Source organism: Kaistella rhinocerotis (assembly GCF_030243905.1).
Lineage (GTDB): Bacteria > Bacteroidota > Bacteroidia > Flavobacteriales > Weeksellaceae > Kaistella > Kaistella rhinocerotis.
Window position 1 is genome coordinate 457,107 of sequence record NZ_JASSYY010000002.1, and the last position, 14,011, is coordinate 471,117.

Here is a 14,011-nt window from a genome sequence, read left to right on the forward strand (position 1 = left end):
CAAAAAAATGAAAAAGAAATTTTCGGATAAGCAGATTCATATCCTGGATGTAGCCGAGAAACTCATCGCCCGGAAAGGCTTTGAAGGCACATCGATCCGTGATATTTCGTCGCAGGCCAACATCAATGTGGCCATGATTTCCTATTATTTCGGTTCTAAAGAGAAAATGATGTCTTATCTGTATCGCTACCGCGTGCAGAAAACACGTGAAAGTTTTGCAGAATTTGCCGAAGGCATAAAAGATTCAAAACCCGAAGTTCAGATGAAGGAACTGGTGAAACATGTGGTGAGCCAACTTTTTAAATATAATTATTTTCACGGTTTCGTCACGCAGGAGCTTCGCCATACAGAGCATCTTAAAGACGACCTTCTCGATTTCTATACCACTTTCACCTCAAAGATCGATGATGTGGTGAAAAAAGGTGTTGCGAGCGGTGTCTTCACTTACGCACCAAAAGCCGAAGATTTGCTGACTATCATTTTAGGCTCGTCGCTGTTCGTCATCCGTAACAAAAACTTCTATGAAATTTATCTGCCCGAGAAAGAAGAAGATTATCTGAAAAATGCCGAACGCAAGATGCTTGCAAATATGCTTGTGGCCGTTTTTGCGCTTTTAGGTTATAAAACAGCCTGAAATTTCGATGATAAATCCTTACGTCCGAAGTCTTTTAAGTTAAATAGTCTTAAATAAAAATCTATTAGCAAAAAAAATCTATTTTTGCAGACTGAAGTGCAGAAACCTTAATTATCTTTCTGCCATGATTCATTTATGAGAAAATATCTGATAGTTCTGGTTGCTTTTATTGCGATCACGGCCTGCAACCGCCAGCAGGATCTGGCCATGAAAAGTGCCGACAAAGACTATATCTTAAAAGTAGCAAACGAAAATTTCGAGAATAAAAAGTGGACCAACGCTCTGGCGCTGTACGAAAGGCTTTCAAACCTTGTGGCGGGTACAGATGACGCGCCAAACGTGGTTTACAACTCGGCTTACGCCAATTACTACGACAAAAACTACAAACTTGCAGGGCATCAGTTCAAAAACTTTTCGGTAACGTTTCCACAGGATCCACGTGCTGAAGACGCGGCTTACATGTCTGCCCTTTGTTTTTACGAAGGTTCGATGGATTACAACCTTGATCAGACAAGTACTGAACTCGCGATCAATGAACTTCAGAACTTTTTGAATAACTATCCAAATTCGGAAAAATCAAAAAACATCAATACGCTTATCGATGAACTTACCTATAAACTGGAGTTCAAAGCGTACGAAAACGCCCGTCAATACTACAAAATGGCAGACTATAAAGCTGCAAATGTAGCATTTGAAAATGTGCTTTTTGATTTTCCAAGTACCAAACTCGCACCGAAGATCCATGATTTTATCTTAAGGTCTAAATATGAGTTGGCCGTAAATTCTGTTTATGATCTGAAAAAGGACAGGATAGAGAACGCGCTTGCTTATACAAAACAGGTGGAAAGAGAATACGCCGGTAGCGAAAATGCAAAGACCGCCGTGGAACTTCGTGAAAAACTTGCAAAAGAAAAAGAAGCATTCCTCGAACTTGAAAAGAAAGTAGAAGAGCGCAAAAAAGAATTGCAGGATCGCCAAAAAGCTGAGGAAGCAAGGCTTAACGCAGAGCGCGACCAGCAGCAGGCTGAGAAAAAAGCAGGGCAAATTGCACGTGACAGTGCTGCTCAGGCAACGCCGCCGCCCGCGGCCACTTTCAATATTGGGAAATAAGCCGTATATTTGCAAACTTTAATTAACATCAATCAACTGAAAATGAGCGCTAAAGATTCTAAAGCCGAACTGAGTACCATCACGTACGATAGAGATAAAATCGAAGAAAATGTGGGTTCAATCTATGAAGCCATAGTGATCATGGGCAAAAGAGCCGAGCAGGTAAATGCTGAGATCCGCTCTGAACTTCACAATAAACTGGATGAATTTGCAGTGCACAATTCAACGCTGGAGGAGGTTTTCGAAAACCGCGAGCAGATTGAGATTTCAAAACACTACGAAAAACTTCCGAAACCTACTTCAATCGCGATTCGTGAGTGGCTGGATGAGGAAATCTACTTCCGCCACACAGACGAGAAAAACAGCTAGAAGTTTTTTTCCGGTAAAAGACAAACCACAGATCAATGCGCTATCTGTGGTTTTTTTTAGGCCAACTCTGGCGTAAGGTTTCTTAAATTTAACTAAATTCGTTCAGCGAATAAAACAAAATATGGCCATCAAGGGAAAAAAAATTCTCATCTGCGTTTCCGGCGGAATTGCTGCTTATAAAATCAACATCCTGATCCGGGATTTTGTAAAACAGGGTGCAGAAGTACAGGTGCTGATGACGCCTTCGGCCGAAAATTTTGTTTCGAAACTTACGCTTTCCACGCTTTCAAAAAATCCGGTTTATTCGCATTTTTATTCAGAAAATGGCACGTGGAACAATCATGTTGAATTTGCGTTGTGGGCAGATGTGGTTTTAATGGCGCCGTGCACGGCAAACACTTTAGGCAAGATGGTCCACGGACTTTGTGATAACCTGGTGCTGGCTACGTATATGTCGGCAAAATGTCCTGTTTTCATAGCTCCGGCGATGGATCTGGATATGTATCAGCATCCCTCAACGCGGCAGAATCTGGAACTCGCTGAAGATTTTGGGCATATCATCATCCCCGCAGAAACCGGCGAACTTGCGAGTGGTCTTCACGGGCAGGGCCGCATGGCAGAACCGCAGACCATCTTCCGTCATATCGAAAGTTTTTTCACAGAATCAAGCAGTTTAGCAGGTAAAACAGTATTGATTACGGCTGGACCAACCTATGAAGCGATTGATCCAGTGCGCTTCATCGGGAACCATTCTTCCGGAAAAATGGGCTTCGCTCTTGCTGAGGCATCGGCAGAACGGGGCGCAAACGTGATCTTGGTTTCAGGTCCTACAAACTTGCATCCTGTGCACGAAAACATTAAGATCGAAAGAATTACTTCCGCACGCGAAATGTTGGAGGTTACCTCCAAGTATTTTGACGAAGCAAATATCTTTATCGCCAGCGCAGCTGTGGCTGATTACGCTCCAAAGGATGTTGCTAGTGAGAAAATCAAGAAAAATGATGATTCGTTGACCATTGAGCTCGTAAAAAATCCGGATATTTTGAAGACTTTGGGTGAACAGAAAAGCCATCAGTTCATCGTCGGCTTTGCGCTTGAAACTCAGAATGAGGAGGCCAATGCAAGACAGAAACTCACGAAGAAAAATCTAGACATGATCGTGCTGAATTCCCTGCGTGACGAAGGCGCAGGCTTCGGAGGCGATACCAACCGGATAAAGATTATTACCAAGACAGACGAAACAGATTTTCCGATAAAAACTAAAAACGAAGTGGCTAAAGATATTCTGGATGCCATCGAAACGCGTCTTTCAAATAATCAGGCTAATATTACGTTTTAGACTTTACTTATGAAGAAATTATTTACCATATTCATCGCCCTTTTCGTATTTCAGCTTTCAACAGCGCAGGAACTTCTGGCCAATGTGCAGGTGAACGCGCAGCAACTTGGAGGCAGCAACACACAGGTTTATAAGACATTAGAAAAAAACCTTCGCGATTTCATCAACAATACAAGTTGGACGGGCAAGAAACTTCAGAATTTCGAGAAAATCAAATGCAATTTTGCGGTGGTGATTACAGAGCGCAGCGGAAGCAGCAGTTTCAAAGGAAGTATCGTGGTACAGGCTGTTCGGCCGGTGTTCAATACCACGTATGAAACACCTTTGCTGAACATCAACGATACCAATTTTGGTTTTGATTATACTGAAAATGAGAATCTGGTTTTCAATGAAAGACAGTTTTCAGGCAAAAATCTTATCGATGTGGTGAGTTTCTATGTGTACACAATCCTGGGTTATGATGCAGACAGTTTCCAGGTTCGGGGCGGGCAGCCGTGGTTTGAAAAAGCCCAGAAAATCAGCAATAATTCGCAAAATCAGAATTTTGGCGGCTGGTCTGTGATGGACGGAACACGAACGCGCGGTGCGCTGATCGATAATATTCTGAAACCGGAACAAAATACACTACGAAATATTTTCTACACGTATCACCGCGCCGGCCTTGATAATATGGGCAAAACTGATCAGAGTTCGGGTAAAAAAATCGTTGCAGATGCGCTGTTGCAGCTTAAGAATTATGAGAACAGTTTCCAGATGAACTATCCGGTAAACATCTTTATCGATACTAAAAAGCAGGAAATTTTTGACATTTTCAGTAACGGGAACAACGCCAATGTGAACATGGCCGACCTGAAAGCGCTTTTTGTCATCCTGGCACCACGTGAAATCGACAGTAAATGGAATAAGTGGAAATAGCCGCGGGAGCTCCGAAAGGCCGATTCCTTTTAAATTTCCCTAAATTTGCGTTCACTTTTAACGTAACCATTTCGCTAAAACGATTTTCAATACATGCTTTCCAGAATTTTTATTCAAAATTTCGCGCTCATCGATTCTCTTGAGATTACTTTAAACAAAGGTTTACAGGTAATTACGGGTGAAACCGGGGCAGGGAAATCTATTATTTTGGGTGCTTTGCGTTTGATTTTGGGTGAACGCGCAGATTTGAAATCACTTCAGAACTCCGAATCTAAAAGTGTGGTGGAAGCCGAATTTGTTGTGGGTGAGAATTTCAGGGTATTCTTTGAAGAAAACGACCTTGACTTTGATGAACATACAATTATCAGAAGGGAAGTGCTGCCGAACGGCAAATCGCGGGCGTTTGTAAATGACGTTCCGGTCACGCTGGATATCCTTCGCGGTCTGTCCGGAAATCTGATCGATATCCACTCTCAGTTTGAAACTTCAAACCTGTTTAGTGACGAATATCAGTTCAGTATTATTGACGGACTTTCGGGCAACAAAAATCTTATTTCGAAATACCAGAAGCATTTTTCCGATTTCAAAAAACTGAATCGTGATCTGAACCTTGCAAAACAGCAGCTTGCAGACGGAAATAAGGAAAATGATTATAAGACTTTTCTGCTAAACGAATTAAATGATGCAAATCTCGACCAGATTGATCTGGAAGAGCTGCAGAGTAAAGTGAAAAAGCAGGAAAATGCCGAAACAATCACCGAGAACCTGTCTCAGATTTTCGCGAAGATGGATGCTGAGGAAGTAGGAATTTTAGATTCGCTTAATGATGTGAAAGCCAAATTATCGAAAGTAGCGGAGCTTTCACACGAGTTTACGCTGCTTAACCAGCGTTTTCAGGAAAATTTTCTTGATTTTAAAGACATCGTGTTCGAATTGCAGGACGAAGCCGAAAAAATGGATACGAGTCCGGAACTTCTTTTTGAGCTTACTACAACCTTGAATTCCGTCAACTCACTTCTGGTGAAACATTCGGTAAATACCGTTGAAGAACTTCGCGCAATTCGTGACGAGCTTGAGAGTGAACAGCACAATTTTTCCCAACTCGAAAATACAATTGCAGACCTTCAGAAAAAAAAGGAAACTGCACAGGCTCAACTTGAAAAATTAGCTGCAGAATTGGCGGCAAACCGAATAAAATCGGCACCGATTTTCGTTTCCAAAGTTGAGACATTGCTGAAACAGCTGGGTCTTGAAAAAGCAAAACTTGAGGTTGGTCTTCAGCCGGCGGAAGATTTTAATAATTTTGGTAAGGAAGAGATCAAACTTTTGTTTCAGGCCAATTCCGGTTTTGCCTTAAAACCTATACAATCAGCGATTTCGGGTGGTGAACGGTCACGCGTAATGCTTTCAATAAAAAAACTGATGGCTGAAAATACCGAACTTCCCACATTGATCCTAGACGAAATCGACACCGGTGTTTCCGGAAAAGTGGCTGAAGAAATGGGCAATGTGATGAGGGAAATGTCGGACAACCGACAACTCATCGTCATCACACACCTCGCGCAGGTGGCCGCAAAAGGCGATAATAATTATAAAGTTGTAAAACGCGATATCGCTGGAAAAACGCAGTCAACTATTATCCCGCTCGATTCTTCGGAAAAACTCAATGAAATCGCGCAGTTGCTTTCGGGCGCAAAGATTACCGAGGCGGCAATTTCTCAGGCGAGGGAGTTGATGAAGTAAATTTAAACCATTAAAAAATAAAGAAAAGCGCAATCCAAAATTAAGATTGCGCTTTTGTATTTTAAATTAGATACTAGACCATATCCTCCGCTCTCACCCATTCATCAAACTGCTCAGCAGTTACGAGTCCTAGGTTTACAGCTTCTTCTTTCAGCGTCGTGCCGTTTTTGTGGGCTGTCTTTGCTATTTTGGCAGCATTCTCATACCCGATGTGTGTGTTCAGCGCAGTAACAAGCATTAAAGATTTATCTACAAGCTCCTTAATCCGTGGCTTGTTGGCTTCAATACCTACTGCACAGTGATCGTTAAACGAAATGCACGCATCGCCCAAAAGCTGCGCAGATTGGAGGAAGTTGTACGCCATCACCGGCTTGAAAACGTTCAGTTCATAGTTCCCCTGCGTTCCTGAGAATGAAATGGTGGTATCATTACCCAAAACCTGTGCGCAAACCATTGTAATGGCTTCATTCTGTGTTGGATTCACCTTTCCAGGCATGATAGAGGAGCCCGGTTCATTCTCCGGAATGTGTATTTCTCCAATTCCGCTGCGCGGTCCGGATGCTAACATTCGGATGTCCTGTGCAATTTTATAGAGCGCTACAGCTAACTGCTTCAAAGCACCGTGACTTTCTACAATGGCATCGTGTGCGGCCAGCGCTTCAAATTTATTGGGTGCCGTTTCAAAGGGAAGACCCGTAAATTCAGATATATATTTTGCTACCAGTACATCATAACCTTTCGGGGTGTTCAGGCCGGTTCCAACAGCAGTTCCACCGAGCGCAATTTCCTGAAGATGGTCTAAAGTGTTGGTAATGGCTTTCATTGCATAATCAAGCTGTGCGACATAGCCCGAAAACTCCTGGCCAAGGGTAAGCGGCGTAGCATCCATCAAGTGTGTGCGGCCAATTTTTACGATATCTTTAAACGCCTCTGTTTTCTGCTGCAGCGTATCGCGCAGTTTTTCCACAGCCGGCAGCGTATGTTCCACCACTTTTTTGTAGGCGGCAATATGCATGGCGGTTGGGAAGGTATCATTTGAACTTTGAGACTTGTTTACGTCATCGTTTGGATGGATGATCGATTTTTCGCCCAGTTTCCCACCGTTATTTACGTGCGCTTTGTTCGAGATCACTTCATTCACATTCATGTTGCTCTGTGTGCCCGAACCGGTTTGCCAGATCACGAGCGGAAACTGGTCATTCAGTTCACCGGCAAGTATCTCGTCACAAACCTTTGCGATCATATCACGTTTTTCCGTCGGCAAAACGCCCAATTCTGCATTGGTATAAGCCGCGGCTTTTTTCAGGTAAGCAAAAGCCTCGATGATTTCCTGCGGCATTGATCCTTCCGGACCAATCTTGAAATTATTGCGGGAACGCTCCGTCTGTGCGGCCCAGAATTTTTCGGCAGGAACCTGTACCTCGCCCATCGTGTCATGTTCTGTTCTGTAGTTCATTTTTTGGTATTTAATAGTACGATTCAAAGTTACGATTATTCACTAAAATCACGGTTCTGTTTCACTTAGATTTCATGGTGGAAAAGTCTCGGGAGTTTACCGCTCCTGCCGAATATTCCGTGAAAATTCTTTGCCCGAAACAAAATTTGTCCTACTTTTGCCTAAAATCATTTGCAATGTTGATCTTATCCTCATTCTTCCCGTTTTATCAGTTCCTTTGGACGGTTTATTTCCTCATCATGTTCCTCGTAGGATTCTGGTGTATATTTATGTTCTTCGGATACGTAATCCCTATTTGGTTGACGTCCGGTCTTATGGAATATTTCGGCAAAACAAAACCGTTTGATCCTGAGGATGTACGCCGCAAGATCCTTACAGAGCAGGAAGGTGTAGAACTTGTTTACAGCAATCCGAAAGGTCGCGGCCCGTTTTTGCACAGCCACGATAGTCACGGTCATCACTAGTTGATGTCATCGCTTCCCACTTTACTCCCGGGAAAAGCGATCACTGAGCAACATATCATATATCGGTCAGGTTTCGTTTACGGAACCTGATTTTTTTTGCCTGATTTTAAGGAGCAACATGGGTTTTGCAGTTTGCGGACACCCTTCCGGCTTTCCATTTTAGCCACGCGGTGCTGGCGCGCCGCGTGGGCTGCCATTGCAATCCGGGCTATAAGACTGGGGAGATTCCCTCCCGAAACGTTTAGTTCGTGCTTGCGGTATTTCGGTCTGCAACTTCTTACTTTGCTCTTTCCACAATTCACTATCTTTGCGCACAAATTTTTTTTAAAATGTCCAAATCGCTCATTCCAAAGCTTGAAGCCATAAAACAGCGCTATAACGAAGTTGCTGACCTCATTATCCAGCCCGACGTAATTTCTGATCAGAAAAAATACTCCGCACTCAATAAAGAATACAGTGACCTCGGTAAGATTGTTACAGTATTTGATCAGTATACGCAGGCATTACAGACCATTCAGGAATCAGATGAAATCATCGCTGATGGCTCAGACCGCGAGTTCATGGAAATGGCCAAGATGGAAAAGAATGAGGCGTTGGACAAAATTCCGGGCATCGAGGAGCAGCTGAAAGTATTGCTTATTCCAAAAGATCCCGCAGATGATAAGAACGTTATCGTTGAACTTCGCGCGGGAACTGGTGGGGATGAGGCAGCCATTTTTGTAGAGGATGTGTACCGTGCGTACGCCATGTTCTTCAAGACAAAGGGCTGGCGACACGAAATCACCGATGCGAATGAAGCCTCCAAAGGATACAAGGAACTTATCATGAAAGTGGAAGGTGAGGGAGTGTACGGCATTATGAAGTTCGAATCGGGTGTTCACCGCGTGCAGCGTGTGCCTGAAACCGAATCTCAGGGTCGTGTTCATACTTCTGCGATCACCGTGGCTGTACTTCCGGAAGCCGAAGAAGTGGATTTCGAACTGAATCCCGCGGACATTGAGATGCAGACTTCGCGTTCCGGCGGCGCGGGTGGACAAAACGTAAACAAAGTGGAGACGAAGGTTCAGCTTACGCACAAACCTTCCGGATTGGTAGTTGTCTGCCAGCAGGCTCGTTCTCAGCTTGCGAACCGCGAACTGGCGATGGAGATGTTGCGGACGAAACTTTACGATATAGAACTTCAGAAAGTGCAGGGCGATATTGCTGCTCAGCGGAAAACTATGGTTTCTACCGGTGACCGTTCGGCAAAGATCAAGACTTATAACTATCCGCAGGGCCGTGTGACCGATCACCGGATTAATAAATCCATTTATAATCTTGATGCGTACATGAATGGCGACCTCCAGGAAATGATCGATGCCGTGATCATGGCTGAGAATGCAGAAAAAATGAAAGGCGAAGAAGATAATTATTAATAAATAATCGTTATTTAAATAAAATATGTAATTTAGTCAGCACATTACAACTTAAAAAACAATTATTATGAAAAAAACCTTATTTGTCGGCATCGCTGTTGTTGCTTTTGCACTTTCTTCATGCAAGAAATCTGAAAACACAGAAAACATGAGCACAGATTCTTCGATGACTGGTACTACTGACTCGATGATGGTAAGCCCGGATACGATGGCTGCACCAAATGCAGATTCTATCAACACTACTGTGATGCCAGATGCTACAGGAACGGGCACTGGTACCACTACTGATGCAGATTCTGCGAGATAATCTCCGTATTATCGTAATAAGCAAAAATATGGGCGTTAGCCCATTTTTTTGTGCCGTATAATGATTTCGATATAAATATTGGTAATTCGCCAAATTGTTTATATTTGCAGTCATTAAAATTTTATCTTATGAAAAAATCAATCTTCATGGCGGCGGCTTTCGCAGCAGTAACGCTAATCTCTTGTAAAAAAACTGACACTACAGCAACTGACGTTAACGCTGATTCTGCTGATGCAGTAGTAGTAGTGGATGCAGATTCACTTCCGGTAATGTCTGACTCAAGCGCAGTAGATAACGCTTTGGATTCTACAGGTGCAGCTATCAAAGACGGTGCTAACGAAGTGAAAGATGCGGCTAACGACGCAACTGATGGCGACGGAAACATCACAAAATAACCTGTTTTCAGGATATTTTTAAAGTCTTTCTTCGGAAAGACTTTTTTTATGCCAATATCCGGCCTACGCGAACATACCAAAATTCGTAACTTTACGCTTCAAATAAATCCTTCAAAAATGCGCCGTAAAATCAAAAATACAGAACCAGACTTCTCACCTAAAAGCACCGCCAGGGAACCTTACTTTTTTGAGAAGGACGGCCTGGAGATGAAGTCTCTGTACACCGCTGAGGATTCACGGCAATTCACAGAGAAACAGTATTCTGCTGGCATCGCACCGTATCTGCGCGGACCTTATGCGACGATGTACGTTCAAAAACCCTGGACAATCCGGCAGTATGCAGGTTTTTCAACAGCTGAAGAGTCCAATGCTTTTTACAGAAGAAATTTGGCGGCCGGTCAGAAAGGACTTTCCGTGGCTTTTGATCTGGCGACCCACCGCGGTTACGATTCTGATCATCCCCGCGTGGTAGGTGACGTGGGAAAGGCCGGTGTGGCTATAGATTCAGTAGAGGATATGAAAATTCTGTTTGATGAGATTCCGCTGGATCAGATTTCGGTTTCTATGACGATGAACGGTGCTGTGCTGCCCATTCTCGCATTCTATATTGTTGCCGCGGAAGAGCAGGGGGTTTCTCAGGAAAAACTTTCAGGAACTATCCAGAATGATATTCTTAAGGAATTCATGGTGCGTAACACCTACATTTATCCGCCCACACCTTCAATGAAGATCATTGCTGATATTTTCGAATATACATCCACGAACATCCCGAAATTTAATTCGATATCTATATCAGGTTATCATATGCAGGAAGCTGGTGCAACGCCGGTCCTGGAAATAGCTTATACACTCGCAGACGGGCTCGAATATGTTCGCACCGGAATTAAAGCCGGAATGAACATTGATGATTTTGCTCCGCGACTTTCATTCTTTTGGGCGATCGGGATGAATCACTTTATGGAAATTGCGAAAATGCGTGCTGCGCGCGTCATTTGGGCTGATCTTCTGCAGCAGTTTAATCCGAAAAATCCAAAATCAGTGGCGCTCAGGACGCATTCTCAAACTTCCGGCTGGAGCCTTACGGAGCAGGAACCCTTCAACAATATCACACGCACCGCAATCGAAGCACTGTCTTCGGCCTTGGGCGGCACACAGTCGCTGCATACTAACGCACTGGATGAAGCGATCGCGCTACCTACGGATTATTCAGCTAAGATCGCGAGAAATACGCAGCTTATCCTGCAGCACGAAAGTGGAATTTGCGATGTCGTGGATCCTTTTGGCGGCAGTCATTTGGTAGAAAGTCTTACGCAGAAAATGATTGAGGAGGCGATGAAATTCATCAGTGAAGTAGAAGAAGAAGGGGGAATGACAAAGGCCATCGAAGCAGGAATCCCCAAGATGCGTATTGAAGAAGCTGCCGCCAGGAAGCAGGCGAAAATCGACAGTGGTGAAGAATTCATCATCGGCGTGAATGCTTTTAAATCTTCACAGAAACAAATGGATCTCGATATCCTGGATATTGATAATTCCGAGGTGCGCAGAAAGCAGGTTGAAAGACTCAGCGAAATAAAATCAAACCGAAACAGCGACGATGTTGCAGAAATCCTCGATAAGTTGAAATCTGCCGCAGCGAACAGCGACGGAAATCTGCTCGAAATCTGTATAGAAGCCGCGCGCAGACGTGTCACTTTGGGCGAAATGAGCGATGCGATGGAAGAAAGTTTCGGACGCTATAAAGCGAACATAAGAACAATACAAGGTGTTTATGCGATGAATGCAAGTAAAAATGAATATTTCAGCAGAGCACTGGAGCTTACACAGAAATTTGAAGATCAGGAAGGAAGGAGACCACGCATTATGGTGGTGAAAATGGGCCAGGACGGTCATGACCGCGGGGCTAAAGTAGTGGCGACGGCTTTTGCTGATATGGGATTTGATGTGGATGTGGCACCTTTGTTCCAAACGCCAGAGGAAGTGGCGAAACAGGCGGTGGAAAACGACATTCATATACTGGGCGTCTCGTCTTTAGCAGCCGGACATAAAACTTTGGTTCCGCAGGTAGTGGAGGAACTTAAGAAGTTAGGCGCTGATGATATAAAAATTGTGGTGGGCGGCGTAATCCCCCAGCAGGATTATGAATTTCTTTATCAGAACGGTGCCGATCATATCTTCGGGCCGGGAACCAATTTGCCTAAATCGGCATGCGAGATCTTGGAAGAATATTTAAATTAAGACAGAAACTCCCCTTTAATAATTTATTTTAGTGGAAACATGAGGCCTAAGGCAGTACCTTTGAGGTCTAAGGCCCCCATTTTAAGTCTTAGGCTTTAAATGTAATGTCTTAAACCCTAATGCTGCTGTCTAAATAAACATCTGCGCAATTTTAAACAGCAGCAACGTTAACTTAGCATTCAGAAGCGCTGTTTAAGCCAGCGGTGTGATGGTATTAGACCCTAAAACAGGGCTTAATCACGCTGACGCAGAATTCAATAAAAAAAAACGGGCTGCAGTGCCCGTCTTCTGTTCTGTAATTGTTTAGCGTATTATTCGAACTCACTTTCTACGCCAAGTTTTTCAGCCAATAAATTCGATATTTTTACTTTGAGAGGCTCAATGTCAATGTTCTGAATGGCATCGCTCGCAAATGCGAACAGCAGAAGTGCCTGCGCTTCTTTCTTCGAAATACCGCGCGCACGCAGATAAAACAACGCATCTTCATTCAGTTGCCCGACGGTACAGCCGTGCGAACATTTTACGTCATCTGCAAAAATCTCAAGTTGCGGTTTGGTGTCAATAGAGGCACCTTCATCGAGCAAAATGTTGTTGTTTTGCTGGTAAGCATTAGTTTTTTGGGCAATTTTGTCCACGAAAACCTTTCCGTTGAACACGCCGCGGGATTTGTCTTTATAGATTCCCTTGTAGTTCTGGTAAGACTCGCAGTGCGGTGTGTTATGATGCACGGCGGTGTGATGATCGGCCAGCTGCTCGCCACCGATGATCGTGATTCCGTTCATGAATGAATTGATATTCTCGCCATTATGAATGAAATCGAGGTTGTTACGTACGAGTTTTCCGCCGAATGTAAACGTGTTTACAGTGGTTTGGCTGTCTCGCTCCTGCTTCGCGAACGTATGATCGATCATGTAAGAATTGTCGCTGTCGTTCTGCAGTTTGTGCCAATCTGCTTTCGCGTTTTGGTAGGTAAAAATTTCAGTTACAGTGTTTGTAAGAACGAAGTGGTCGTCAAAATTGTGATGACTCTCAATGATTTCCACTTTTGAACCTGCTTCTGCAATGAGCAGGTTCCGCGTATTGTAAAACGTGTTATCGTGCTGATTATGTGAAATATAGAAAACATGAATGGGTTTCTCAATCACCACATTTTTTGGGACTTTAAGGAAAAAGCCTTGTTTGCAGTATGCGCTGTTCAGGTTGGTGAACGCGAGATTTTTGGCCGCAATCTTATCAAAATATTTTTCAAACACTTCTTTGTGCAGCGGATCATTCAGCGCATAGTTGAACGACAGAAACTCTACATTTTCGATGCTGATTTTCGAAAGTTCCTTATTTAAAATCCCGTTGACGAAGACCACACGGTCAAAATTTTCTTCGCCTAAAAGCAGATCGTCTAATTTTTCTTTCGGGAAATTATACGCTTCGCTGGGGAAGAAATTGTAGTTTTTCTCGGTGATTTCGCGGAGGTTGGTGTATTTGTATTCCTCATCTTTTCTGGTCGGAAAACCGTGCTGAAAGAATCTCTGCAGAGCGGAAGTCCTCTCTTTATCTAGAAACCTATGTTTCAGAGTTTCAAGGAAAGCTGCGTGATTATTTTGAATATTTTCTAATAAAGCCATTTTTAAC

Annotated in this window: 13 protein-coding genes; 11 read left to right on the forward strand and 2 right to left on the reverse strand. The window is 43.6% G+C overall.

Translation table 11 applies throughout. The features are described from left to right. Nucleotides 1–7: 7 nt before the first annotated feature. The 6 genes from QEP06_RS07335 to QEP06_RS07360 all read left to right on the forward strand — a co-directional run bounded on the left by QEP06_RS07335 (nt 8) and on the right by QEP06_RS07360 (nt 6,110). On the forward strand, nt 8–634 hold the full coding sequence (locus QEP06_RS07335) for a TetR/AcrR family transcriptional regulator (RefSeq protein ID WP_285269703.1): 627 nt from the start codon (nt 8–10) through the stop codon (nt 632–634). Nucleotides 635–769: 135 nt separating this feature from the next. After that, nucleotides 770–1,744: an outer membrane protein assembly factor BamD gene (locus tag QEP06_RS07340; protein ID WP_251832506.1), complete on the forward strand. Its 975-nt coding sequence runs from the start codon at nt 770–772 to the stop codon at nt 1,742–1,744. A 42-nt stretch (nt 1,745–1,786) separates the two neighbouring features. Then, nucleotides 1,787–2,113 carry a DNA-directed RNA polymerase subunit omega gene (locus tag QEP06_RS07345; RefSeq protein WP_251832505.1) on the forward strand — a complete coding sequence of 109 codons (327 nt, stop codon included), beginning with the start codon at nt 1,787–1,789 and terminating at the stop codon, nt 2,111–2,113. Nucleotides 2,114–2,234: 121 nt separating this feature from the next. Next, nucleotides 2,235–3,452 carry a bifunctional phosphopantothenoylcysteine decarboxylase/phosphopantothenate--cysteine ligase CoaBC gene (gene coaBC, locus QEP06_RS07350; RefSeq protein ID WP_285269704.1) on the forward strand — a complete coding sequence of 406 codons (1,218 nt, stop codon included), beginning with the start codon at nt 2,235–2,237 and terminating at the stop codon, nt 3,450–3,452. Nucleotides 3,453–3,461: 9 nt separating this feature from the next. Further along, on the forward strand, nt 3,462–4,367 hold the full coding sequence (porD, locus tag QEP06_RS07355; protein ID WP_285269705.1) for a type IX secretion system protein PorD: 906 nt from the start codon (nt 3,462–3,464) through the stop codon (nt 4,365–4,367). A gap of 93 nt (nt 4,368–4,460) precedes the next feature. Beyond that, nucleotides 4,461–6,110: a DNA repair protein RecN gene (locus tag QEP06_RS07360; RefSeq protein ID WP_285269706.1), complete on the forward strand. Its 1,650-nt coding sequence runs from the start codon at nt 4,461–4,463 to the stop codon at nt 6,108–6,110. 73 nt (nt 6,111–6,183) lie between these two features. Here QEP06_RS07360 and fumC read toward each other — a convergent pair whose 3' ends face one another. Beyond that, on the reverse strand, nt 6,184–7,566 hold the full coding sequence (gene fumC / locus QEP06_RS07365) for a class II fumarate hydratase (protein ID WP_285269707.1): 1,383 nt from the start codon (nt 7,564–7,566) through the stop codon (nt 6,184–6,186). A 176-nt stretch (nt 7,567–7,742) separates the two neighbouring features. Between fumC and QEP06_RS07370 the strand changes: the two genes are divergently transcribed. From QEP06_RS07370 to scpA, 5 genes are all read left to right on the forward strand, one after another. Next, nucleotides 7,743–8,030 carry a hypothetical protein gene (locus QEP06_RS07370; RefSeq protein WP_285269708.1) on the forward strand — a complete coding sequence of 96 codons (288 nt, stop codon included), beginning with the start codon at nt 7,743–7,745 and terminating at the stop codon, nt 8,028–8,030. A gap of 329 nt (nt 8,031–8,359) precedes the next feature. Next, nucleotides 8,360–9,445 (forward strand): peptide chain release factor 1, encoded by a 1,086-nt coding sequence (gene prfA / locus QEP06_RS07375; protein WP_251832499.1) that lies wholly within the window; start codon nt 8,360–8,362, stop codon nt 9,443–9,445. A 67-nt stretch (nt 9,446–9,512) separates the two neighbouring features. Next, entirely contained in the window at nt 9,513–9,752 is a 240-nt protein-coding gene (locus QEP06_RS07380) for a hypothetical protein (RefSeq protein WP_251832498.1), read from the forward strand. A 128-nt stretch (nt 9,753–9,880) separates the two neighbouring features. Beyond that, a complete protein-coding gene (locus QEP06_RS07385; RefSeq protein ID WP_251832497.1) occupies nt 9,881–10,147 on the forward strand; it encodes a hypothetical protein in 267 nt (88 codons plus the stop codon). A gap of 117 nt (nt 10,148–10,264) precedes the next feature. Beyond that, nucleotides 10,265–12,382 carry a methylmalonyl-CoA mutase gene (gene scpA, locus QEP06_RS07390; RefSeq protein ID WP_285269709.1) on the forward strand — a complete coding sequence of 706 codons (2,118 nt, stop codon included), beginning with the start codon at nt 10,265–10,267 and terminating at the stop codon, nt 12,380–12,382. 311 nt (nt 12,383–12,693) lie between these two features. Here the strand turns inward: scpA and sufD are convergent, their stop codons facing one another. Beyond that, the gene (gene sufD, locus QEP06_RS07395) at nt 12,694–14,004 is read right to left on the reverse strand and encodes a Fe-S cluster assembly protein SufD (protein WP_285269710.1); all 1,311 of its coding nucleotides are present in this window, start codon (nt 14,002–14,004) and stop codon (nt 12,694–12,696) included. Nucleotides 14,005–14,011 lie beyond the last annotated feature (7 nt).